The 21,686-nt window shown below is 63.7% G+C and carries 22 protein-coding genes; 15 read left to right on the top strand and 7 right to left on the bottom strand.

The window, feature by feature from the left end; genetic code table 11:
* Positions 1-97: 97 nt before the first annotated feature.
* The 4 genes from clpX (at position 98) to ACSR1C_RS12935 (ending at position 2,750) form a co-directional block, all read left to right on the top strand.
* On the top strand, positions 98-1,366 hold the full coding sequence (clpX, locus tag ACSR1C_RS12950; RefSeq protein WP_460259833.1) for an ATP-dependent Clp protease ATP-binding subunit ClpX: 1,269 nt from the start codon (positions 98-100) through the stop codon (positions 1,364-1,366).
* A 142-nt stretch (positions 1,367-1,508) separates the two neighbouring features.
* A complete protein-coding gene (locus tag ACSR1C_RS12945; RefSeq protein ID WP_460259834.1) occupies positions 1,509-1,892 on the top strand; it encodes an NADH:ubiquinone oxidoreductase subunit NDUFA12 in 384 nt (127 codons plus the stop codon).
* A gap of 7 nt (positions 1,893-1,899) precedes the next feature.
* Entirely contained in the window at positions 1,900-2,373 is a 474-nt protein-coding gene (mlaD, locus tag ACSR1C_RS12940) for an outer membrane lipid asymmetry maintenance protein MlaD (protein WP_460259835.1), read from the top strand.
* A complete protein-coding gene (locus tag ACSR1C_RS12935; RefSeq protein WP_460259836.1) occupies positions 2,370-2,750 on the top strand; it encodes a DUF2155 domain-containing protein in 381 nt (126 codons plus the stop codon). The genes mlaD and ACSR1C_RS12935 overlap by 4 nt, the downstream gene beginning before the upstream one ends.
* Here ACSR1C_RS12935 and aat read toward each other — a convergent pair.
* The 3 genes from aat to accB are packed head-to-tail and all read right to left on the bottom strand — an operon-like array spanning position 2,714 to position 5,197.
* A complete protein-coding gene (gene aat, locus ACSR1C_RS12930; RefSeq protein WP_460259837.1) occupies positions 2,714-3,355 on the bottom strand; it encodes a leucyl/phenylalanyl-tRNA--protein transferase in 642 nt (213 codons plus the stop codon). The two genes, ACSR1C_RS12935 and aat, sit on opposite strands and share 37 nt — an antisense overlap.
* Positions 3,356-3,360: 5 nt before the next feature.
* Complete coding sequence (gene accC, locus ACSR1C_RS12925) at positions 3,361-4,710, bottom strand: acetyl-CoA carboxylase biotin carboxylase subunit (protein ID WP_460259838.1); 1,350 nt, start codon at positions 4,708-4,710, stop codon at positions 3,361-3,363.
* A gap of 10 nt (positions 4,711-4,720) precedes the next feature.
* Positions 4,721-5,197: an acetyl-CoA carboxylase biotin carboxyl carrier protein gene (gene accB, locus ACSR1C_RS12920; protein ID WP_460259839.1), complete on the bottom strand. Its 477-nt coding sequence runs from the start codon at positions 5,195-5,197 to the stop codon at positions 4,721-4,723.
* A gap of 297 nt (positions 5,198-5,494) precedes the next feature.
* Between accB and ACSR1C_RS12915 the strand changes: the two genes are divergently transcribed.
* Positions 5,495-6,829, top strand: coding sequence for an NAD(P)-dependent oxidoreductase (locus tag ACSR1C_RS12915; RefSeq protein WP_460259840.1), 1,335 nt, complete (start codon positions 5,495-5,497; stop codon positions 6,827-6,829).
* Between the two features lie 16 nt (positions 6,830-6,845).
* The gene (preA, locus tag ACSR1C_RS12910) at positions 6,846-8,150 is read left to right on the top strand and encodes an NAD-dependent dihydropyrimidine dehydrogenase subunit PreA (protein ID WP_460259841.1); all 1,305 of its coding nucleotides are present in this window, start codon (positions 6,846-6,848) and stop codon (positions 8,148-8,150) included.
* An 81-nt stretch (positions 8,151-8,231) separates the two neighbouring features.
* Here preA and ACSR1C_RS12905 read toward each other — a convergent pair whose 3' ends face one another.
* Positions 8,232-8,846: a TetR family transcriptional regulator C-terminal domain-containing protein gene (locus ACSR1C_RS12905; RefSeq protein ID WP_460259842.1), complete on the bottom strand. Its 615-nt coding sequence runs from the start codon at positions 8,844-8,846 to the stop codon at positions 8,232-8,234.
* A gap of 264 nt (positions 8,847-9,110) precedes the next feature.
* Between ACSR1C_RS12905 and aptA the strand changes: the two genes are divergently transcribed.
* The 8 genes from aptA (at position 9,111) to ACSR1C_RS12865 (ending at position 17,839) form a co-directional block, all read left to right on the top strand.
* A complete protein-coding gene (gene aptA, locus ACSR1C_RS12900) occupies positions 9,111-10,439 on the top strand; it encodes an omega-aminotransferase AptA (protein ID WP_460259843.1) in 1,329 nt (442 codons plus the stop codon).
* 39 nt (positions 10,440-10,478) lie between these two features.
* Positions 10,479-11,729, top strand: coding sequence for a Zn-dependent hydrolase (locus ACSR1C_RS12895; protein ID WP_460259844.1), 1,251 nt, complete (start codon positions 10,479-10,481; stop codon positions 11,727-11,729).
* Between the two features lie 108 nt (positions 11,730-11,837).
* Complete coding sequence (gene hydA, locus ACSR1C_RS12890) at positions 11,838-13,292, top strand: dihydropyrimidinase (RefSeq protein WP_460259845.1); 1,455 nt, start codon at positions 11,838-11,840, stop codon at positions 13,290-13,292.
* A gap of 60 nt (positions 13,293-13,352) precedes the next feature.
* A complete protein-coding gene (locus tag ACSR1C_RS12885) occupies positions 13,353-14,135 on the top strand; it encodes an ABC transporter ATP-binding protein (RefSeq protein WP_460259846.1) in 783 nt (260 codons plus the stop codon).
* Entirely contained in the window at positions 14,128-14,994 is an 867-nt protein-coding gene (locus ACSR1C_RS12880) for an ABC transporter permease (RefSeq protein ID WP_460259847.1), read from the top strand. Before ACSR1C_RS12885 ends, ACSR1C_RS12880 begins: the two co-directional genes overlap by 8 nt.
* Positions 14,991-15,833, top strand: coding sequence for an ABC transporter permease (locus ACSR1C_RS12875; RefSeq protein WP_460259848.1), 843 nt, complete (start codon positions 14,991-14,993; stop codon positions 15,831-15,833). Before ACSR1C_RS12880 ends, ACSR1C_RS12875 begins: the two co-directional genes overlap by 4 nt.
* Positions 15,834-15,884: 51 nt before the next feature.
* Positions 15,885-16,853 carry a glycosyltransferase family 2 protein gene (locus ACSR1C_RS12870; RefSeq protein WP_460259849.1) on the top strand — a complete coding sequence of 323 codons (969 nt, stop codon included), beginning with the start codon at positions 15,885-15,887 and terminating at the stop codon, positions 16,851-16,853.
* A 5-nt stretch (positions 16,854-16,858) separates the two neighbouring features.
* Positions 16,859-17,839, top strand: a complete 981-nt coding sequence (locus ACSR1C_RS12865) for an ABC transporter substrate-binding protein (RefSeq protein WP_460259888.1) — start codon at positions 16,859-16,861, stop codon at positions 17,837-17,839.
* 70 nt (positions 17,840-17,909) lie between these two features.
* Here ACSR1C_RS12865 and ACSR1C_RS12860 read toward each other — a convergent pair whose 3' ends face one another.
* Positions 17,910-18,410, bottom strand: a complete 501-nt coding sequence (locus tag ACSR1C_RS12860) for a hypothetical protein (protein ID WP_460259850.1) — start codon at positions 18,408-18,410, stop codon at positions 17,910-17,912.
* Between the two features lie 218 nt (positions 18,411-18,628).
* Between ACSR1C_RS12860 and ACSR1C_RS12855 the strand changes: the two genes are divergently transcribed.
* On the top strand, positions 18,629-18,799 hold the full coding sequence (locus ACSR1C_RS12855; protein WP_460259851.1) for a hypothetical protein: 171 nt from the start codon (positions 18,629-18,631) through the stop codon (positions 18,797-18,799).
* A 67-nt stretch (positions 18,800-18,866) separates the two neighbouring features.
* On the opposite strand, the gene acs is transcribed toward ACSR1C_RS12855, so the two are convergent.
* A complete protein-coding gene (gene acs / locus ACSR1C_RS12850; RefSeq protein WP_460259852.1) occupies positions 18,867-20,816 on the bottom strand; it encodes an acetate--CoA ligase in 1,950 nt (649 codons plus the stop codon).
* 79 nt (positions 20,817-20,895) lie between these two features.
* Positions 20,896-21,651, bottom strand: a complete 756-nt coding sequence (locus ACSR1C_RS12845; protein WP_460259853.1) for an ABC transporter ATP-binding protein — start codon at positions 21,649-21,651, stop codon at positions 20,896-20,898.
* Positions 21,652-21,686: the final 35 nt, after the last annotated feature.

Raw genomic sequence — 21,686 nt, 5'->3', positions numbered from 1 at the left:
TGTGCCCGGAAATTCTCTGCCATAGGCTGTTTCGAAGGAAAGAACAGACCGGGCAGACGCGGACGTTCCGCGGGATATGAAGCCTCAGAGGATGAATATGGCGAACAACTCAGGCAATGACTCCAAGAACACGCTTTACTGCTCGTTCTGCGGCAAAAGCCAGCATGAGGTTCGCAAACTGATTGCGGGACCGACGGTTTTCATCTGCGATGAATGCGTCGAACTGTGTATGGACATCATCCGCGAGGAGACCAAGACCGCCGGTCTGAAATCCTCTGACGGGGTGCCCACGCCCAAGGAAATCTGCGAAGTGCTGGACGATTACGTGATCGGCCAGGCCCATGCGAAGCGCGTGCTGTCGGTGGCGGTGCACAACCACTACAAGCGGCTGAACCACGCGGCGAAAGCGGGCAGCGATATCGAGCTGGCGAAATCCAACATCATGCTGATCGGCCCCACGGGCTGTGGCAAGACGCTGCTGGCGCAGACGCTGGCGCGGATTCTGGATGTGCCCTTCACCATGGCCGATGCCACCACCCTGACCGAAGCCGGTTACGTGGGCGAGGATGTGGAAAACATCATCCTCAAGCTGCTGCAGGCCAGCGAATACAACGTCGAACGCGCGCAGCGCGGCATCGTCTATATCGACGAGGTCGACAAGATCACCCGCAAATCCGACAATCCCAGCATCACCCGTGATGTTTCGGGCGAGGGCGTGCAGCAGGCCCTGCTGAAGATCATGGAAGGCACCGTGGCCAGCGTTCCGCCGCAGGGGGGGCGCAAGCATCCGCAGCAGGAATTCCTGCAGGTGGACACCACCAACATCCTGTTCATCTGCGGCGGTGCCTTTGCGGGGCTTGAGAAGATCATCGCGCAGCGCGGCAAGGGATCGGCCATCGGGTTCGGCGCCGATGTGAAGGAAAACGACACCCGCGGCGTGGGCGAGATGTTTGGTGAGCTGGAGCCCGAGGATCTGCTGAAATTCGGTCTGATCCCGGAATTCGTCGGCCGTCTGCCGGTAATCGCCACGCTGACCGATCTGGACGAGGACGCGCTGGTCACCATTCTGACCGCACCGAAAAACGCGCTGGTGAAACAGTATCAGCGCCTGTTCGAGCTGGAAGACGCGCAGCTGACCTTCACCGAAGATGCGCTGAAGGCAATCGCCAAGCGCGCCATCGCGCGCAAGACCGGCGCGCGCGGACTGCGTTCGATCATGGAAGACATCCTGCTGAACACGATGTTCGAACTGCCCGGCATGGACAATGTCGAGGAGGTCGTGGTCAACGAAGAGGCCGTGACCGCCGCCGCCGCGCCGCTGCTGATCTATGCCGACCAGCCCAAAGAGGGCGTCAGCGCCGGTTAAGGCCGCGTCGCGATGTGATACGACAAGGCGGGCGTTCAGCCCGCCTTTTTCATGGGCCGATCCCTGCCGGGGCCATGCCCTTGCCACTGGACCTCGGCGCGCGCATGGTCCATATGAAAAGGAAGGATCGCCGGAGGGTTTCATGGGCATCATCGACAGCGTTCTTCGACTTGTGACCTGGTGGAACGGCCAGACGCTGGGCACCCAGTTGTTTACCATGCGCAAAGGCGTCAAGGTCGGTGAGGATGAGCAGGGCAACCTGTATTACGAAACCCGCGACGGCAAGCGGCGCTGGGTGATCTTCAACGGCGAGGTCGAGGCCAGCCGCATCAACCCTGACTGGCATGGCTGGCTGCACCACACGTTCGACGATCGCCCCGGCGACACCCCGCTGGTTCACAAACCCTGGGAAAAGCCGCATCACGAAAACCTCACAGGCACCGCGCTGGCCTATGCGCCGCCGGGCTCGATTCGCCGGACGGACCCCGCCGCGCGGAGCGACTACGAGGCCTGGCAGCCGGAATAAAACGCAAATGGCTGAAAACAAGATAGAAGTAGTGGTTGGTGGCGTGGTTCTGGCCGCCGCGATAGGTTTTCTGGTCTATCTGACCAATGCCACGGGCGTCGGCAGCACCGTGTCCGGCAGCTATGAGCTGACGGCCTCGTTCCGCTCGGTCGAGGGGGTGTCGGTGGGCACCGATGTCAAGATGGCGGGCGTCAAGGTCGGTACCATCACCGGGCTGGATCTGAACCCGGTCACCTTCCGCGCCGATGCGCGCTTTTCCATCAAGAACGGCCTGGAACTGCCCGACGACAGCGCGATCGTGATCGCGTCCGAGGGGCTTCTGGGCGGCAATTACATTGAAATCGTGCCCGGCGGCTCGCCCATCAACCTGGAACCCGGCGACGAGATCGAGGATACTCAGGGTTCGGTCAGCCTGATCACACTGCTGATGAAATTCGTTTCCGGCTCGCCCTCTTCGGATGGCGAGGAGGGGGCGCAGTGAGGCTTTCCGTTGCGCTGTGCTGCCTTGCGCTGCCGGCCTTCGCGCAGGTGGACCAGTTCGGCCAGCCGGTTCAGGAACGCGCCGAAACCGCCGCCGGCGGCGTGGTGCGGGTGCTGGACAAGGTGTCCGGCACGTTGAGCGACCTGACGCTGGCCACGGGGCAGAGCACCGGCTATGGGCGGCTGGAAATCACGCTGGGCGAATGCCGCTTTCCGGCCGACAACCCGGCCTCGGACGCTTATGCCTATCTGACGATCCGCAACGCCGGAACAGAGACCCTGGTCTTTGCCGGGTGGATGATCGCCTCCAGCCCGGCGCTGAACGCGCTGGACCACCCGCGTTATGATGTCTGGGTGATGCGCTGCACCAATACCTGAGGGCTGGGCGTGTCGGGGCCGCTGAAATCGCCCTGCTGCGTCAGCGCGCGTTCCAGCATTTCGTGATAGGTGACGCGCGGAATTTCGATCCCGCCCAGGCTGGCCAGATGCGGCGTCAGAAACTGGGTATCCAGCAGGCTGAACCCGCCTTGGGTCAGTCGATCCACCAGATAGGCCAGCGCGATCTTTGACGCATCCGTGCGGCGCGAGAACATGCTTTCACCAAAGAACGCGCCCCCCAGTGCGACGCCATAGACACCGCCGACCAGTGCCGGGCCGTCCCATAGTTCCAGAGAATGGGCAAAGCCCGCCCGGTGCAGCGCCAGATACAACCCAAAGATCGTATCGTTGATCCAGGTTTCTTCGCGGTCGGCGCAGCCCCGCACTACGCCCGCGAAATCGGTATCGATGCGAATCGCGAAAGGGGTGCGCAGGATTCGGCGGCGCAGCGAGCGCGACAGATGAAACCCGTCCAGCGGCAGGATGCCCCGATGCCGCGGATCGACCCAGAACACATCCGGGTCGTCGCGATGTTCGGACATTGGGAAGATCCCCGCCGCATAGGCGTTCAGCAGCAGCGCGGGGGTCAGCGCGGGGTCAGCCATGCCGCTCAGGCGGCAAGGTTGCTTTCCAGCCAGCGTTCCAGCCAGTGGATGTCGTAATCCCCGCTCTGGATGTCGGGCTCTTGCAGCAGGGCGTGGAACAGCGGCACGGTGGTATCCACCCCGTCGACGATCAACTCGGCCAGGGCGCGGGCCAGACGGGCCAGTGCCTCGCGCCGGTCACGGCCATGCACGATCAGCTTGCCGATCAGGCTGTCGTAATAGGGCGGGATCGAATAGCCGTCATACAGCGCCGAATCCATCCGTACGCCAAGCCCGCCGGGGGCGTGGAACGCGGTGATCTTGCCGGGGCAGGGCGAAAAGCTTGGCAGTTTTTCGGCATTGATCCGCACCTCGATCGCATGGCCGTTCAACACCAGATCGTCCTGGGTGAACGACATCGGCAGGCCTTCGGCCACGCGAATCTGTTCGCGCACCAGATCGACGCCGAAGATCGCCTCGGTCACCGGATGTTCGACCTGAAGCCGGGTGTTCATCTCGATGAAATAGAATTCGCCGTTTTCGTAGAGGAATTCGATCGTGCCGGCGCCGATATAGTTGATCTTGGCCACCGCGTCGGCACAGACCTTGCCGATCCGGGCGCGCATGTCGGCATCGATGGCCGGGCCGGGGGCCTCTTCGAACACTTTCTGGTGGCGGCGCTGAAGCGAGCAGTCGCGCTCGCCCAGATGCACCGCGCCGCCCTTGCCGTCGCCGAAAACCTGAATTTCGATATGGCGCGGGGTGCTGAGGTATTTCTCGATATAGACTTCGTCATTGCCGAAGGCGCTTTTGGCCTCGGATCGCGCGGTCTGGAACGCATGGTCCAGATCATCCTCTGTCTTCGCCAGCTTCATGCCGCGCCCGCCGCCGCCGGCGGTGGCCTTGATGATGACCGGATAGCCGATCTTGGCGGCCGCGATGCGGGCGCTGGCCAGGTCGGGTACGCCGCCATCCGAGCCGGGCACGCAGGGCACGCCCAGGGCCTTCATCGTGTCCTTGGCGGTGATCTTGTCACCCATCATGCGGATATGTTCTGCGGTGGGGCCGATGAAGGCGATGTCGTGATCTTCGACGATCTGCACGAAATTGGCGTTTTCGGACAAAAAGCCATAGCCCGGATGGATCGCGTCGGCGCCGGTGATCTCGCAGGCCGAAACGATGGCCGGGATCGACAGATAGCTTTGGTTTCCGGGGGGCGGGCCGATGCACACGGCCTCGTCGGCCATGCGCACATGCATCGCATCGGAATCGGCGGTGGAATGCACCGCGACCGATTTGATGCCCATTTCGCGGCAGGCGCGGATTACCCGCAGCGCAATTTCCCCGCGGTTCGCAATCAGGATTTTTTCGAACATGGACAGGGCCTTATTCGACAATCATCAGCGGTGCGCCGAATTCCACCGGCGCGCCGTCTTCGATCAGGATGCGTTTGACGGTGCCCGAACGCGGTGCCGGAATCTGGTTCATGGTCTTCATCGCCTCGATGATCAGCAGGGTTTGACCCTCGGTCACCGTTTCGCCCACCGAAACGAAGGGCTTGGTGCCGGGTTCGGGCTGCAGATAGGCGGTGCCGACCATGGGCGAGGTCACCGCACCGGGCAGTTGGGCGGGGTCGCTGATGGCGGCGGGCGCCTCTGCGACGGGGACGGCGGCGGCTGCGACCGGCGCGGCGGGTGCAGCCACGGTGGTGACCACCTGCGCGGTGCGGGCAACCCGCACATCAAGGCTGTCGTCCTCACCATATTCCCGTTTCACCTGTAATTCGGTGAGGTCGTTTTCGCGAAGCAATTCGGCCAGCGCCTGGATGAAGGCCACATCCGCGTCGTGGGTGTGTTTTGTCATACCGTCCTCGATCGGTGAACTTGTGCCCGCTGAAACTGCGGGTCTGTACTTTGACGTTGCGCCGCTTATACGCGAGCCACCGGCCAGAGAAAAGCGCCAGTTGTCTTTTTGTGGGGTCTTTGCCGCAATGCGGCGGCTGTGAGTGTGCCGGTTTTTTGTGCAATTTGCAGGAAAACCGGGGTGGTTTTGATCAGTGGTCCGGCGCGGTGTAGCGGATAAAATTTACCATTTGATAAAATAACGGGGTCATGCCACGATTTCTGCAAGCAACGACATTAGAATACAGGGAGATTGCACTTGGCCAACAGCCATCTGACCCCCGGGGTGGTCCCCGGCCGTCTGGGTGCCAATGAGTACCACGATAATTTCGCAGACAAAGAGCCGCCTTTTGACGCACATGAGGCCGCAGTGGCGGCGGACCGGTGCTATTTTTGCTATGATGCGCCTTGCGTGACGGCCTGTCCGACCTCGATCGACATTCCGATGTTCATCCGCCAGATCCAGACGGGCAAGCCGGATGCGGCCGCCAGGACGATCTTCGACCAGAATATTCTGGGCGGCATGTGCGCCCGCGTCTGCCCGACAGAGCAACTGTGCGAAGAGGTCTGCGTGCGCGAGGTGGCCGAGGGCCGGCCGGTCGAAATCGGCCGTCTGCAGCGGTTTGCCACCGACACGGTGATGGACACCGGCGTGCATCCCTTCAGCCGCGCGCCCGAGACCGGAAAGCGGATCGCGGTGGTCGGCGCGGGGCCTGCGGGCCTGTCCTGTGCGCACCGGCTGGCGATGAAAGGCAATGATGTCGTGCTGTTCGATGCGCGCAACAAGCCGGGCGGGCTGAACGAATACGGCATCGCCACCTACAAGACGGTGAACGATTTCGCCCAGAAAGAGGTGGAGTGGCTGACCCAGATCGGGGGAATCACCATTCAGACCGGCATGGCGCTGGGGCGCCAGCTGTCGCTCGAAGGGCTGCGGGCCGAATATGACGCGGTGTTCCTGGCGATCGGTCTGGGCGGGGTCAACGCCCTGCGCACCGAAGGCGAAGAGAAATCCCATGTTCAGGACGCGGTCGATTTCATCGCTGAATTGCGTCAGGCTGAGGATCTGTCCAAGGTCGCCATCGGCCGCGAGGTGGTGGTGATCGGCGGCGGCATGACGGCGGTCGATGCCGCGGTGCAGTCGAAGCTGCTGGGGGCCGAGCATGTCACCATGGTCTATCGCCGCGAGCGCGAGGCGATGAGCGCGTCGGAGCACGAACAGGGCCACGCGGCGTCGAAAGGTGTGCGGATCATCACCGGCGCGGCGCCGCTGCGCATCATCGGCAATGGCGCGGTGCAGGCGATCGAATTCGCCTATACCGCCGAAACCGAGGATGGGCTGGTCCTGACCGATGAAACCTTCCGGCTGAAGGCCGATCAGGTGTTCAAGGCGATCGGGCAAAGCCTGGAAGGCACACCAGACGGGCTGCAATTGTCGGGCCGCAAGATCGCGGTGACCGGCGCCGGGCGCACCAACCTGACCGGGGTCTGGGCCGGGGGCGACTGTGCGCTGGGTGGCGACGACCTGACCGTGACGGCGGTGGCCGAAGGCCGCGACGCCGCCGAGGATATTCATGCCAGCCTGATGGGCTGAGAGGAGGAGAACGCAAATGGCTGATCTCTCAAGCGAATTCGTGGGCATCAAATCGCCCAACCCGTTCTGGCTGGCCTCGGCCCCGCCGACCGACAAGGAATATAACGTGCGCCGCGCCTATGAGGCGGGCTGGGGCGGTGTGGTCTGGAAAACCCTGGGCGAGGATGGCCCGCCGGTGGTCAACGTCAACGGGCCGCGCTATGGCGCGATCTGGGGTGCCGACCGGCGGCTTCTGGGGCTCAATAATATCGAGCTGATCACCGACCGCCCGCTGGAGGTGAACCTGCGCGAGATCACGGCGGTCAAGCGCGACTATCCCGACCGGGCGCTGGTCGTGTCGCTGATGGTCCCCTGCGAAGAGCAGGCCTGGAAACGCATCCTGCCGCTGGTCGAAGCAACCGGCGCCGACGGGATCGAGCTGAACTTCGGCTGCCCGCACGGCATGGCCGAGCGCGGTATGGGCAGCGCCGTGGGCCAGGTGCCCGAATATATCGAAATGGTCACGCGCTGGTGCAAACAGACCACGCGGATGCCGGTGATCGTCAAGCTGACGCCGAACATCACCAATATCCTGTACCCGGCCGAGGCCGCCAAACGCGGCGGCGCGGATGCGGTTTCACTGATCAACACGATCAATTCGATCACGTCGGTCGACCTCGATACCATGTCGCCCGAGCCGATGATCGACGGCAAGGGCACCCATGGCGGTTATTGCGGCCCGGCGGTCAAGCCGATCGCGCTGAACATGGTGGCCGAGATCGCCCGCAATGCCGAAACCGCGGGCCTGCCGATCAGCGGCATCGGCGGCGTGACCACCTGGCGCGACGCGGCCGAGTTTCTGAGCCTGGGCGCGGGCAATGTGCAGGTCTGCACCGCGGCGATGACGTACGGGTTCCGAGTGGTGCAGGAAATGGCCGCCGGCCTGTCGGTCTGGATGGACGAAAAAGGCTATAGCTCGGTCGATCAGATCGTGGGCCGCGCGGTGCCCAATGTCACCGACTGGCAGTTCCTGAACCTCAATTACGTCACCAAGGCCAAGATCGACCAGGATGCCTGCATCCAGTGCGGCCGCTGCTATGCCGCGTGCGAGGATACCTCGCATCAGGCCATCGCCATGTCCGAGGATCGCGTGTTCACCGTCAAGGACGACGAATGCGTGGCCTGTAACCTGTGCGTCAATGTCTGCCCCGTCGAGGAGTGCATCACGATGGAACGCATGGCCCCGGGCGAGGTCGACCCGCGCACCGGAAAGCCGGTCGAGAAGGACTATGCCAACTGGACAATGCACCCGAACAATCCGTCCGTGCAGGCCGCGGAATAGGGGTTTCACAACCGTCGGGTGGGTTCGTCCCTGACCCCGGTCCTGTTCGCAGGGCCGGGGTTTTTTACAGGAAAAACCGGCTCAGACGCGCAACAGCCTGGTGAACAGCGTGATCAGATAGCGCTCTGCCTCGGGGAAGGGGTCGTCGGTCTGATCGCCCAGAACCGCGCGCACCTGCACGTCGAAATCGGCGTAATGCTGGGTCAGCGACCAGATCGAAAAGATCAGGTGATAGGGGTGGACATCGGCGATCCGCCCCTCGGCCGACCAGCGCGACAGCACGGCGGCCTTTTCGTCGACCAGCGTTTTCAACTCGCCCTCCAGCACATCCATCACCCGCGGCCCGCCTTGCACGATCTCATTGGCGAACAGCCGGCTTTCATGCGGAAAATCCTGGCTCATGCCCAGCTTGCGGCGGACGTAATCCAGGATTTCGTCCAGCGGCTCGCCGTTTGCATCAAGCGCGCGCAGCGGGTCCAGCCACATGTCCAGCAGCCCCGCCAGAAGGGAGCTGTGGATCGCCTCTTTCGAGGGGAAGTAATACAGCAGGTTGGGCTTGGACAGCCCCGCCGCCTGGGCGATCTGGTCCAGCGTCGATCCGCGAAACCCGTGCTGAGAGAACACCTCCAGCGCGGCCTCCAGAATGGCCTGGGTATTCTTTTGCTGGATTCGCGTGCGGGGCTGTTGTTCATTCATGGCAGTGATCTTTAAATTTTGCGGATGTTGCGTGTCCAGCTTTGGATGGAAAAAAGATGACTATTATCTGTCGCTTAAAATTGCATCACACTGGGGCCGCATCTGCCCTTGATTGCTTCGGTTTCCGTCTCGCGCGGGCGTCACAAAACTGCTACTTCTTGACGGCCTCATATGCACTGCGTAGCGTGATCCTGACCATTTGGTCAAACAATTTCCGCCGCCCCGAATGCGCACGGGGACGGCATACCAGCAGGGGGTGCTGCCATGGCGCTTGATCGCAAACCCGTCCCGAACGACCTGTCCGCCTTCTGGATGCCGTTCACCGCGAACCGCCAGTTCAAACAGGCGCCGCGGATGCTCGTGTCGGCGGACGGCATGTTCTACAAAACCGCCGATGGCCGTGAGGTGCTGGATGGCACTGCGGGTCTGTGGTGCTGCAACGCGGGCCACAACCGCCCCAGGATCGTCGAGGCGATCCGCCAGCAGGCGGGCGAGCTGGACTATGCGCCGGCCTTCCAGATGGGCCACCCCAAGGCGTTCGAACTGGCCAGCGCCGTGCGTGACATGGCGCCCAAGGGCATGGATCATGTGTTCTTCACCAATTCCGGGTCCGAAAGCGTCGAGACCGCGCTGAAAATCGCCATCGCCTATCACCGGGCGCGGGGCGAGGGCGCGCGCACCCGTCTGATCGGGCGCGAGCGGGGCTATCACGGCGTCAATTTCGGCGGCATTTCCGTGGGCGGCATCGTCACCAACCGCAAGGTTTTCGGCAGTCTGCTGACCGGGGTCGACCACCTGCCGCACACCCATCTGCCGGGCGAGAACACCTTTACCAAGGGCCAGCCCGAAAAGGGCGCCTATCTGGCCGACGAGCTGGAACGCATCGTCGCCCTGCACGGCGCCGAAACCATCGCCGCCGTGATCGTCGAGCCGATGGCGGGATCCACCGGCGTGCTGCTGCCGCCCAAGGGCTATCTGGAACGGCTGCGCGCGATCTGTACCAAACATGGCATCCTGCTGATCTTCGACGAGGTGATCACCGGGTTCGGGCGGCTTGGCGCGTCCTTCGCGGCCGAGCATTTCGGCGTGATGCCCGATCTGATGACCACCGCCAAGGGGCTGACCAACGGGGTGATCCCGATGGGCGCGGTGCTGGCCACCGGCGCGATTCACGATGCCTTCATGCAGGGCCCCGAACATATGATCGAGCTGTTCCACGGCTATACCTATTCGGGCAACCCGATCGCCTCGGCCGCTGGTCTGGCGACGCTGGAAACCTACCGCGAAGAGGGGCTGTTCGCGCGCGCCGCCGAGATGGCCCCCTATTGGCAGGAGGCGCTGCATTCGCTGAAGGATGCGCGCCATGTGATCGACATCCGCAACATGGGCCTGATCGGCGCGGTCGAGTTGGAACCGATCGCGGGCGAGCCGACCAAGCGCGCCTTCGCGGCGTTCCTTGCGGCCTATGAAAAGGGCATCATGATCCGCACCACGGGCGACATCATCGCGATGTCGCCGCCGCTGATCATCGAGAAGCAGCATATCGACCAACTGATCGGCACTTTGCGGGATGTGCTTGAAGCTTTGGATTAATCATCTTCAGCAACCACCTGAACCAAAACGGAGAATATCATGTCTGCCCCCGGCGAAAACCTCAAGATCAACGGCGCACGTCTGTGGGACAGCCTGATGGATATGGCCAGGATCGGCCCCGGCGTGGCGGGCGGCAACAACCGCCAGACCCTGACCGATGCCGATGCCGAGGGGCGCGCGCTGTTTCGCAAATGGTGCGAGGATGCGGGCTGTTCCATGGGCGTCGACACGATGGGCAACATGTTCGCCCGCCGCGAAGGCACCGACCCCGATGCGCTGCCGGTCTATATGGGCAGCCATCTGGATACCCAGCCCACCGGCGGCAAATACGATGGGGTGCTGGGCGTGCTTGGTGGGCTGGAGGCGATCCGCAGCCTGAACGATCTGGGGATCAAGACCAAGCACCCGATCGTGCTGACCAACTGGACCAACGAGGAGGGCACGCGCTTTGCCCCGGCCATGCTGGCCTCGGGGGTGTTCGCCGGTGTGCATACCCAGGACTGGGCCTATGGGCGCAAAGATGCCGAGGGCAAGACCTTTGGCGATGAATTGGCGCGCGTTGGCTGGGTCGGCGACGAAGAGGTCGGCGCGCGCAAGATGCACGCGATGTTCGAGCTGCATATCGAGCAGGGCCCGATCCTGGAGGCAGAGGGCAAGGATATCGGTGTCGTCACCCATGGTCAGGGGCTGAGCTGGACCCAGGTCACCATCACCGGCCGCGAAGCGCATACCGGATCGACCCCGATGCCGATGCGCAAGAATGCGGGGCTTGGCATGGCCAAGGTGCTGGAACTGGTCGACGACATCGCCTGGAGCCATGCCCCCCATGCGGTGGGCGCGGCGGGCCATATCGACGTCTATCCCAATTCGCGCAACGTGATCCCCGGCAAGGCGGTGTTCACCGTCGATTTCCGCAGCCCCGATCTGGCGGTGATCACGGATATGGAAGAGCGGCTGAAGGCGGGCGCAAAGGCGATCTGCGACGAGATGGGGCTGGAGGTCGCGTTCGAGAAGGTCGGTGGCTTCGATCCGGTGGAATTCGACGCAGACTGCGTGCAGGCTGTGCGGAATGCGGCCCAGCGGCTGGGCTACAGCCACATGAACATCATCTCGGGCGCGGGGCATGATGCCTGCTGGGTCAACCGGGTGGCGCCGACGGCGATGATCATGTGCCCCTGCGTGGGCGGGCTGAGCCATAACGAGGCCGAGGAAATTTCGCCGGAATGGGCCGCCGCCGGGGCCGATGTGTTGTTCCACGCGGTGCTGGAAACGGCGCAGATCGTGGGGTGAGCCGATCGGGCGGACCGGGGGCCAGCCCCCGGACCCCCGGGATATTTGCGCGAAAAAGAAGAGGCGCGGCAGGGAACATGCCCGCAACGAGTTGCAAGGAGACAGACCATGACCACTGTCATCAAGAACGGCACCGTCGTCACCGCCGATCTGACTTATAAAGCCGACGTTCTGATCGACGGCGGCAAGATCGTCGGGATCGGCGCGGGGCTGACGGGCGATGAAATCCTCGACGCCACCGGCTGTTACATCATGCCTGGCGGGATCGACCCGCATACCCATCTGGAGATGCCCTTTATGGGCACCTACAGCTCGGACGATTTCGAAAGCGGCACCCGCGCGGCGCTGGCCGGCGGCACCACGATGGTGGTGGATTTCGCGCTGCCCAGTCCCGGCCAGGGGCTGCTGGATGCGTTGCAGATGTGGGACAACAAATCGACCCGCGCCAATTGCGACTATTCCTTTCACATGGCGATCACCTGGTGGGACAAGCAGGTGTTCGACGAGATGGAGGCCGTTGTCAGGGAAAAGGGCATCAATACCTTCAAGCATTTCATGGCCTACAAGGGCAGCCTGATGGTGAATGACGACGAGATGTATTCCTCGTTCAAGCGCTGCGCCGAACTGGGCGCGCTGCCGCTGGTCCATGCCGAAAACGGCGATGTGGTGGCCGAACTGTCGGCCCAGTTGCTGGCCCAGGGGAATGTGGGGCCCGAGGCCCACGCCTATTCCCGCCCGCCGCAGGTCGAGGGCGAGGCCACCAACCGCGCGATCATGATCGCCGACATGGCCGGCGTGCCGCTTTATGTGGTGCATACCAGTTGCGAGGAAAGCCACGAGGCGATCCGCCGGGCGCGTCAGGCCGGCAAGCGGGTCTATGGCGAGCCGCTGATCCAGCATCTGACGCTGGACGAGGGCGAGTATTTCAACCAGGACTGGGACCATGCCGCGCGCCGGGTGATGAGCCCGCCTTTCCGTAACAAGCAGCATCAGGACAGCCTGTGGGCCGGGTTGCAGGCGGGCAGCCTGTCATGTGTCGCCACCGATCACTGCGCCTTCAGCACCGATCAGAAACGGTACGGCGTCGGCGATTTCACCAAGATCCCCAACGGCACCGGCGGGCTCGAAGATCGGCTGCCGATGCTGTGGACGTATGGCGTGGGCACCGGGCGGCTGACGATGAACGAATTTGTCGCCGTGACCTCGACCAACATTGCGAAGATCCTGAACATCTATCCGCGCAAGGGTGCGGTTCTGGTCGGCGCGGATGCCGATCTGGTGGTCTGGGACCCGGAAAAGGAAAAGACCATCACCGCCGGCAGCCAGCAATCGGCGATCGATTACAACGTGTTCGAGGGCAAGCAGGTCAAGGGCCTGCCGCGGTTCACGCTGACCCGTGGCAAGGTGGCGGTACAGGACGGTGAAATCCGCACCGAGGAAGGCCACGGCGAATTCGTCAAACGCGCCCCGAACGCCCCGGTGAACGCGGCGCTTTCGACCTGGAAAGAGCTGACCGCGCCGCGGCCGGTTCAGCGCAGCGGCATTCCCGCCAGCGGCGTGTGACGGCCTGACAGCAAAAACTGCGCCTCCGCCGGCGGGGGCGCCAATAACAAGGGACAAGCGGTGACAGACCCGGTAATCAATGCGGAAAAGCTGGACCTGACCTTCCAGACCAATGACGGCCCCGTTCAGGCGCTGCGCGATGTGAACCTGACCATCGACAAGGGCGATTTCGTCAGCTTCATCGGCCCGTCGGGCTGCGGCAAGACCACGCTGTTGCGGGTGATCGCGGCGCTGGAACAGCCCACCGGCGGCACCATCACCGTCAACGGCATGACCCCGAACGAGGCCCGGCAAAGCCGCGCCTACGGCTATGTGTTTCAGGCGGCGGGGCTGTATCCGTGGCGCACGATCGCGGGCAATATCAAACTGCCGCTGGAGATCATGGGCTTTTCCAAGGCCGAACAGGCCACGCGCGTCGAAAAGGTGCTGTCGCTGGTCGATCTGGGCGGTTTCGGCAAGAAATACCCCTGGCAGCTTTCGGGCGGGATGCAGCAGCGGGCCAGCATCGCGCGGGCCCTGGCCTTTGACGCGGATATCCTGTTGATGGACGAACCCTTCGGCGCGCTGGACGAAATCGTGCGCGATCATCTGAACGAGCAGCTTCTGGCGCTTTGGGCGCGCACCGAAAAGACCATCGGCTTTGTCACCCATTCGATCCCCGAGGCGGTGTATCTGTCCACCAAGACCGTGGTGATGAGCCCGCGGCCGGGCCGCATCACCGACGTGATCGAAAGCCCGCTGCCCAGGGAACGCCCGCTTGGCATTCGCGACACGCCCGAGTTTCTGGCGGTGGCCCACCGGGTGCGTCAGGGGCTGCGCGCGGGGCATGGTGACGATGCGTAACGCGGCCCTCCCCATTCTGACGGTGGTCGCGGTGCTGATCGGCATCTGGTACGCGGCGGCGGTGGCAATGAATGCGCAATGGACACGGGATCAGGCCGAACGGGCCGGGGTCACGCTGAGCGTGGGCACGATCGTCAAGGACACGCTGGCGCAGGAGCGCCCCAAGCTGCCCGCGCCGCATCAGGTGGCCGCCGAGCTGTGGAAGACCACCGCTGGCAAAAAGATCACCTCGAAGCGCAGCCTGATCTATCATGGCTGGATCACGCTGTCGGCGACGCTGCTGGGCTTTGCCTTTGGCACCATCGGCGGGATTCTTCTGGCCGTGGGAATCGTGCATAACCGCGCGATGGACATGAGCGTGATGCCCTGGGCGATCGCATCGCAGACCATCCCTATTCTGGCTATCGCGCCAATGATCATCGTGGTGCTGAATTCCATCGGTATTCAGGGGCTGGTGCCCAAGGCGATCATCAGCGCCTATCTGTCGTTCTTTCCGGTCGTGGTGGGTATGGTCAGCGGGCTGCGCAGCCCCGATGCGATGCAGCTTGACCTGCTCAGGACCTATAATGCCAGCGGTGGGGCCACGTTCTGGAAGCTGCGTCTGCCCAGTTCCATGCCGTATTTCTTTACCTCGCTGAAGGTGGGGATCGCGGCGGCGCTGGTCGGCGCCATCGTGGGCGAGCTGCCCACCGGGGCGGTGCGGGGCTTGGGCGCGCGACTTCTGAGCGGGTCGTATTACGGGCAGACGGTGCAGATTTGGGCGGCGCTGCTGGCGGCGGCGGTTCTGGCGGCGGGGCTGGTGGCGCTGGTCGGCCTGATCCAGCGCGTCACCCTCAGACGTATGGGGATCTCGCGATGACCGCGCTGTTCTTTGCCGCCGCTTTCGTGATCCTGGCGACCATCGTGAACATACGCATCGCCAATGGCGAGGCCACCGATACCGCCGCCGCGCGGCTGGCGGTGCCGGCGATCCTGGGGCTGACGATCCTGGTGGCGTGGGAAGGGCTGGTGCATGGGTTGAACGTGCCCGGCGTGATCCTGCCCGCGCCCACGCAGATCGGTGCGCGGATCGGATCCAGCCTCGATATCCTGTGGGTTGATTTCGTGCAGACCTTCGTCAAGGGCGCGCTGACCGGCTATCTGATCGGCTGTGGCGCGGCGGTTCTGGTGGCGATCGCGATCGACCGTTCGCCGTTCTTGCAGCGCGGGCTGCTGCCGGTGGGCAATTTCATCGCCGCCCTGCCGATCATCGGCATCGCGCCGATTCTGGTGATGTGGTTCGGGTTCGACTGGCAGTCCAAGGCCGCAGTCGTGGTGATGATGGTGTTTTTCCCGGTGCTGGTGAACACCGTCCAGGGGCTGGCCGCCAGCGGCCCCATGCAGCGCGACCTGATGAAGACCTATTCGGCCAACTATTGGCAGACGCTGCTGAAATTGCGCTTGCCCGCGGCGATGCCATTCATCTTTAACGGGCTTAAAATTTCAACAACCCTGGCGCTGATCGGTGCAATCGTGGCCGAATTTTTCGGCTCTCCGATCCGCGGCATGGGGTTTCGGATTTCGACCGAGGTGGGCCGCCTGGGCCTTGATATGGTCTGGGCGGAAATCGCCGTGGCGGCCGTGGCCGGGTCGGCGTTTTACGGTCTGATCGCGGTGATCGAGAAGGGGGTGACCTTCTGGCATCCTTCGCAGCGGTGATAGCGGATGGTACAAAGGCACGGGATCGGATGAACGGGGGACGGTGACGGAATGGCAAGCTATTCAACGGTGTCCCTGGTGAAGGAGGACCCCGCGCATATCAGGCGGTTTGCCGAATATTACTGCGCGGGCGGCGCACAGACCGTCTTTCTGTTCTATGACGGCACCATCGATCCGGCCTTTCTGGACGACATGCCGCGCGTGCGCCTTGTGCAATGCGATGCGGAGTTCTGGCAGGGTCTGACCGGCGCGCGGCCCGACGGGCTGGAGGAGCGGCAGATGGCGGTCTACCGGCACGTGGTCGAAGCCGCCGGGGCCGACTGGCTGCTGATCGTCGATCTGGACGAATTCGTTTTCGGCGACATGACGATCAACGCCTTTCTGGACGGTATGCCCGCCGGGGTGGAGTCGGTCGCCGTGGTGACGGCCGAGGCGGTCTATGGCCCCGGCGACGACAGGGCCCGCGATTTCGGCGCCACGGTGTTCCGCACACCGCTGCGCAGCCGTACCCGCGCGCGGATTCTGGCCTTTTTCGTTTATGGGCGGGCAGCGCGGGTGTTCGAGCGCGGCCTGCTGGGCCACAGTGCCGGCAAGCAGTTCCTGCGCACCGGGCGCAGCTATTCCCGCGTGGGCATTCACGGCAGCCAGCGCGACGGCAAGACGGTGACGGTGCGCGCCGACGCGGTGCCGGGCAACGCGGCGCGGATGTATGTCGGCCATTTCGATGCGCTGGGTTATGATCGCTGGGTCGAGAAATGGCGCCGCCGTCTGGAGGGCGAAACCCTGGCCCGGGACATGGGCCCGCGCCGCCGGGTGCAGATGACGATGATCCGCAGCGCGCGCCGCGCTGGGGACCGCGCCCTGAAACGGCTGTTTGAACGGCTTTACGGGCTGTCGGCGGTGCAGTTCGCAGTTTTGTCCGCCCTCGGGCTGGCCTTTCGGAACCCGCTTTTTGCGGAACAGGGTCCGGGTGTCGGAAACACCCTGAACATGAATAACGACAACAGGAGAGTGACATGAACATGATGAAAACCTTGGGCCTGGTGACCGGCCTTGCCGGGCTCGGCACCGCGGCGCAGGCCAGCGACGCGGTCACGCTGCAGCTGAAATGGGTCACCCAGGCCCAGTTCGCGGGCTATTACGTGGCGCTGGAAAAGGGCTTTTACGAAGCGGAAGATCTGGATGTGACGATCAAGCCGGGCGGTCCCGACATCGCCCCCAGCCAGGTGATCGCCGGCGGCGGCGCAGATGTGGTGATCGACTGGATGCCGTCCGCGCTGGCCGCCCGTGAAAAGGGCCTGCCGCTGGTCAATATCGCGCAGCCGTTCAAGTCGTCGGGCATGATGCTGACCTGCCGCAAGGATACCGGCATCACCAGCCCGGCCGATTTCCCCGGCAAGACGCTGGGCGTGTGGTTCTTCGGCAACGAATACCCGTTCCTGAGCTGGATGTCGCAGCTGGGCATTCCGGCGGACGGGTCCGAGGGCGGCGTGACGGTTCTGAAGCAGGGCTTCAACGTCGATCCGCTGTTGCAAAAACAAGCCGATTGCGTGTCCACCATGACCTATAACGAGTATTGGCAGGTGATCGACGCGGGCCTGACCCCCGACGATCTGGTGACCTTCAAATACGAGGATCAGGGCGTGGCGACGCTGGAAGACGGGCTTTATGTGCTGGAAGACAAGCTTGACGATCCCGCCTTCGTCGACGAGATGGCGCGCTTCGTCAAAGCCTCGATGAAGGGCTGGAAATACGCCGAGGAAAACCCGGATGAGGCCGCCGAGATCGTGCTGGAATACGACGAAACCGGCGCTCAGACCGAAAAACACCAAAAGCGCATGATGGGCGAGGTGGCCAAACTGACCGCGGGGTCAAATGGCGCGCTGGATGTGGCCGATTACGAACGCACGGTCGCGTCGCTGATGTCGGGCGGGTCCGACCCGGTGATCACTGCCATGCCCGAAGGGGCCTGGACCCATGCGATCACCGACAAGGCGCTGGATTAAGCGATACGCACGCCGCGCACCGACAAGGGCCGCCCGATCCGGGCGGCCCGACTTGTTTTGGTGGCACGGCTTACATGGTCAGCGCGCTGCTCAGCGTCACGTCGCCATCAAGGGAAATGGCGGCGTCGGTGTCGACCACGGGCAGCGTTTTCAGTTGCGCTTCGGTATAGCCCGAGGCGATGAAGGCGTCGCCGTCATAGGATAGCTGATCCAGTTCCAGCGCGACGTCATGCTCGCCCAGGCCCAGCAGACCGCCGACGCCGACAATCGCCATCACATCGCCGTCGATTTTGGCGAAATCCTCGATCTCGCCGATCACTTCGTCGCCGGCGCCTTTCACCTTGGTGCCGATCAGCGCCGACAGCTTGGTACCGGCGGCCTGGGTCAGATCGGCGCCGGGCAGTTCGGTTTCGGTCTGGTTCATGTTGCCCGTGGCGGGCGTCTCGGCGGTCAGGCTGCCCTCGCCCCCGGTGGTGGTGCCGGACGTGGTTTGCGCCTGCGCAAGACTGCCGGCGGCGGCCAGCGTCAGGGCGGCGGCGCTGCTTAGCAGAATGGTCTTGAACGTGGTCATAGCGGCCTCCTTCGGTTGCGTGTGCGGTGCAAGGGGAACGGCTGGGCCGCAGGTTGGTTCCCGCCACGCGGGGCCGGTGGCGGGGTATCGGCGGAAAACTTCCGGCGGGGCGCAATCCGGGCCCCGGCGGGGTTGATTCCGATCAAGGCCCGGTGCGGCGACACCTGCTAATTTACCCCATGCGGGCAAGCCCGCGTCCTGGAAGAAGGGGAAAACCGATGAAGGCCGAATTCGTTACGATCAAGGGCAGCGCGCGGTTGGCTGGCATGTTGGTGCTGGCGCTGGTTGTGGCCGGATGCGCCGCGCCGCTGAAAGAGGAGGTCGGCGAATGCGAGCCGGGCGTGGCCGGGATCAGCCATGCCGCAACGGTGACCCCGCCGGGGTGCTGAGGCAGCGCCCGCAGAAGGGCCGGCATCTGGCCGGCCCTTCTTTTTATCGGCATAGCCCGGGGTCGGATCAGGCCCGGTTCATCCGGTTTTCGATCAGCTCATCGACAACAGACGGATCGGCCAGGGTCGAGATGTCGCCCAGTGCGCCGAAATCGTTTTCAGCGATCTTGCGCAGGATGCGGCGCATGATCTTGCCCGAGCGCGTCTTCGGCAGGCCCGGCGCCCATTGGATCAGATCGGGCTTGGCGATCGGCCCGATTTCGGTCCGGACCCATTTTTCCAGTTCTTTGCGCAGCCCGTCGCTGGGCGCCTGATCGTTCATCAGGGTGACATAGGCATAGATGCCCTGACCCTTGACCGGATGCGGATAGCCCACCACGGCGGCCTCGGCCACGGCGGCATGGGCGACCAGCGCGCTTTCGACCTCGGCGGTGCCCATCCGGTGGCCCGAGACGTTGATCACGTCATCGACGCGCCCGGTAATCCAGTAATAGCCATCCGCATCGCGGCGGCAGCCATCGCCCGAAAAGTAGTAGCCCTTGTATTGCTGGAAATAGGTTTCCTGAAACCGCGCGTGATCGCCGTAAACGGTGCGCATCTGCCCCGGCCAGCTGTCTTTCAGGCACAACACGCCCTCGGCCTCGGTTTCGGTCTGTTCGGCGCCGGTGGTGGGGTCCAGGATCACCGGCTGCACCCCGAAGAAGGGCCGCGTGGCCGAGCCGGGCTTGGTCGGCGTGGCGCCGGGCAGGGGGGTCAGCAGGTGGCCGCCGGTTTCGGTCTGCCACCAGGTATCGACGATCGGGCATTTGCCCTTGCCGATATTGTCGTTGTACCAGTTCCAGGCCTCGGGGTTGATCGGCTCGCCCACGGTGCCCAGTACCTTGAGGCTGGACAGGTCGTATTTCTCGACCCATTCGGTGCCCTGACCGATCAGCGCCCGGATCGCGGTGGGCGCGGTGTAGAACTGGTTGACCTTGTGCTTTTCGCAGATCGCCCAGAACCGGCCTGCATCGGGCCAGGTCGGCACGCCCTCGAACATCAGGGTGGTGGCGCCGTTGGCCAGCGGGCCATAGACGATATAGCTGTGGCCCGTGACCCAGCCCACATCGGCCGAGCACCAGAACACGTCGCCTTCGTGATAGTCGAAGACATATTCATGGGTCATCGCGGCATAGGCCAGATACCCGCCCGAGCTGTGCACGACGCCCTTGGGTTTGCCGGTCGAGCCCGAGGTATAGAGGATGAACAGCGGATGCTCGGCCTCGATCTCGCGCGCGGGGCAATCGGGCGAGGCATGCTCCATCAGCGCCAGAACGTCCACATCGCGGCCCTGAATCCAGGTGGTCTGATCGCCGGTGCGTTTCACGACCATGCAGCGCACCTTGTCGGAACAGTGCAGCAGGGCGGCGTCGGTATTGGATTTGAGCGCGGTCTTGCGGCCACCGCGCGGGGCATGGTCGGCGGTGATCACCACCTTGGCGCCGCAATCGTTGATCCGGTTGGCCAGCCCGTCGGGCGAGAAGCCCGCGAAGACGATGGAATGAACCGCGCCAATCCGGGCACAGGCCAGCATCGCATAGGCCGCTTCGGGGATCATCGGCATGTAGATGACCACCCGGTCGCCCGCTACCACGCCCTGGGATTTCAGAACGTTGGCAAAGCGGTTCACCTTGTCCGACAGTTCCTTGTAGGTGATGTGCTGGGCGGGCTCATCGGGGTCGTCGGGTTCGAAAATGATCGCGGTCTGCAGCGCGCGGGTGGCCAGATGGCGGTCGATGCAGTTGGCGGCGACGTTCAGCGTGCCGTCCTCGAACCATTTGATCGACACCTTGCCGAAGTCGAAATTGGTGTTCTTGACCGTGTTGTAGGGCTTGATCCAGTCCAGCCGTTTGCCATGCTCGCCCCAGAACGCATCGGGGTCGCTGACGGATGCGGCGTACATCTCTTCGTATCTGGCCGCATCGATATGCGCCGAAGCTGTGAATTCGGCGCTTGGCGGATAGGTCTTTTCGCTCATGTCTTTTTCTCCCCCGGTCTTTTGGGACGTCTTGCATTAGGGTCGGCCCGGACGATTGGCACATTCCGGGCCGCAACAGTCAGATGGCCAGATATTCGGCGCGCAGCTCTTCGTTTTCCAGCACTTCGGCGGCGGAACCGTCAAAGACAATCTGCCCGGTGTCAAGGATCACCGCCCGGTCGGCCAGTTCCAGCGCGCGCACCGCGTTCTGTTCGACGATGACGGTGGTGATGCCCTGTTCCTTGATGTGGGTCAGGGTCTTTTCGATCTCGTCCACGATCACCGGGGCCAGCCCCTCATAGGGTTCGTCCAGCAGCAGTACCTTGATGTCGCGGGCCAGTGCGCGGGCGATGGCCAGCATCTGCTGCTCGCCGCCCGACAGGGTCACACCTTCCTGCTTGCGCCGCTCGCCCAGACGCGGGAACAGTTCATAAAGCCGGTCAAGCGACCAGCCCACCGGCGGGGCAATCTGCGCCAGTTGCAGGTTCTCCTCGACCGTCAGGCCGGGGATGATGCGCCGGTCCTCCGGCACCAGACCCATGCCGGCGCCGGCGGCCTCGTAGGATTTCATCAGATGCAGCGGCTGGTGATCGAGCCAGATCTCGCCATGGGTGGCGGTCGGGCTGTCGAGCCGGGCAATCGCGCGCAGGGTCGAGGTCTTGCCGGCCCCGTTGCGGCCCAGCAGCGCCAGGATTTCGCCCTCGTGCACGTTGAAGCTGATCCCTTGCACGATATAGCTTTCGCCATAATAGGCGTGCAGGTCCCAGACTGACAGGAAGGCGGGCGCGGTGGCCGCCTGATTGGCGTTTTTGTTGAAATCGGGTTTGACGTTCATCGCTGTTGCTCCTTGCGGGTCCAATTCTTCTGCGA

This window comes from Actibacterium sp. D185-2, from assembly GCF_054954595.1.
Note: the sequence above shows the minus strand (reverse complement) of the source record. Positions and strands in the feature narration are given on the sequence as shown.

Bases quoted from the DNA above. Each gene is read 5' to 3' on its own strand.
- clpX (WP_460259833.1), top strand. From the start codon at position 98: ATGGCGAACAACTCAGGCAATGACTCCAAGAACACGCTTTACTGCTCG.
- ACSR1C_RS12945 (WP_460259834.1), top strand. From the start codon at position 1,509: ATGGGCATCATCGACAGCGTTCTTCGACTTGTGACCTGGTGGAACGGC.
- mlaD (WP_460259835.1), top strand. From the start codon at position 1,900: ATGGCTGAAAACAAGATAGAAGTAGTGGTTGGTGGCGTGGTTCTGGCC.
- aat (WP_460259837.1), bottom strand. From the start codon at position 3,355: ATGGCTGACCCCGCGCTGACCCCCGCGCTGCTGCTGAACGCCTATGCG.
- accC (WP_460259838.1), bottom strand. From the start codon at position 4,710: ATGTTCGAAAAAATCCTGATTGCGAACCGCGGGGAAATTGCGCTGCGG.
- accB (WP_460259839.1), bottom strand. From the start codon at position 5,197: ATGACAAAACACACCCACGACGCGGATGTGGCCTTCATCCAGGCGCTG.
- preA (WP_460259841.1), top strand. From the start codon at position 6,846: ATGGCTGATCTCTCAAGCGAATTCGTGGGCATCAAATCGCCCAACCCG.
- ACSR1C_RS12905 (WP_460259842.1), bottom strand. From the start codon at position 8,846: ATGAATGAACAACAGCCCCGCACGCGAATCCAGCAAAAGAATACCCAG.
- aptA (WP_460259843.1), top strand. From the start codon at position 9,111: ATGGCGCTTGATCGCAAACCCGTCCCGAACGACCTGTCCGCCTTCTGG.
- ACSR1C_RS12895 (WP_460259844.1), top strand. From the start codon at position 10,479: ATGTCTGCCCCCGGCGAAAACCTCAAGATCAACGGCGCACGTCTGTGG.
- hydA (WP_460259845.1), top strand. From the start codon at position 11,838: ATGACCACTGTCATCAAGAACGGCACCGTCGTCACCGCCGATCTGACT.
- ACSR1C_RS12880 (WP_460259847.1), top strand. From the start codon at position 14,128: ATGCGTAACGCGGCCCTCCCCATTCTGACGGTGGTCGCGGTGCTGATC.
- ACSR1C_RS12875 (WP_460259848.1), top strand. From the start codon at position 14,991: ATGACCGCGCTGTTCTTTGCCGCCGCTTTCGTGATCCTGGCGACCATC.
- ACSR1C_RS12870 (WP_460259849.1), top strand. From the start codon at position 15,885: ATGGCAAGCTATTCAACGGTGTCCCTGGTGAAGGAGGACCCCGCGCAT.
- ACSR1C_RS12865 (WP_460259888.1), top strand. From the start codon at position 16,859: ATGAAAACCTTGGGCCTGGTGACCGGCCTTGCCGGGCTCGGCACCGCG.
- ACSR1C_RS12860 (WP_460259850.1), bottom strand. From the start codon at position 18,410: ATGACCACGTTCAAGACCATTCTGCTAAGCAGCGCCGCCGCCCTGACG.
- ACSR1C_RS12855 (WP_460259851.1), top strand. From the start codon at position 18,629: ATGAAGGCCGAATTCGTTACGATCAAGGGCAGCGCGCGGTTGGCTGGC.
- acs (WP_460259852.1), bottom strand. From the start codon at position 20,816: ATGAGCGAAAAGACCTATCCGCCAAGCGCCGAATTCACAGCTTCGGCG.
- ACSR1C_RS12845 (WP_460259853.1), bottom strand. From the start codon at position 21,651: ATGAACGTCAAACCCGATTTCAACAAAAACGCCAATCAGGCGGCCACC.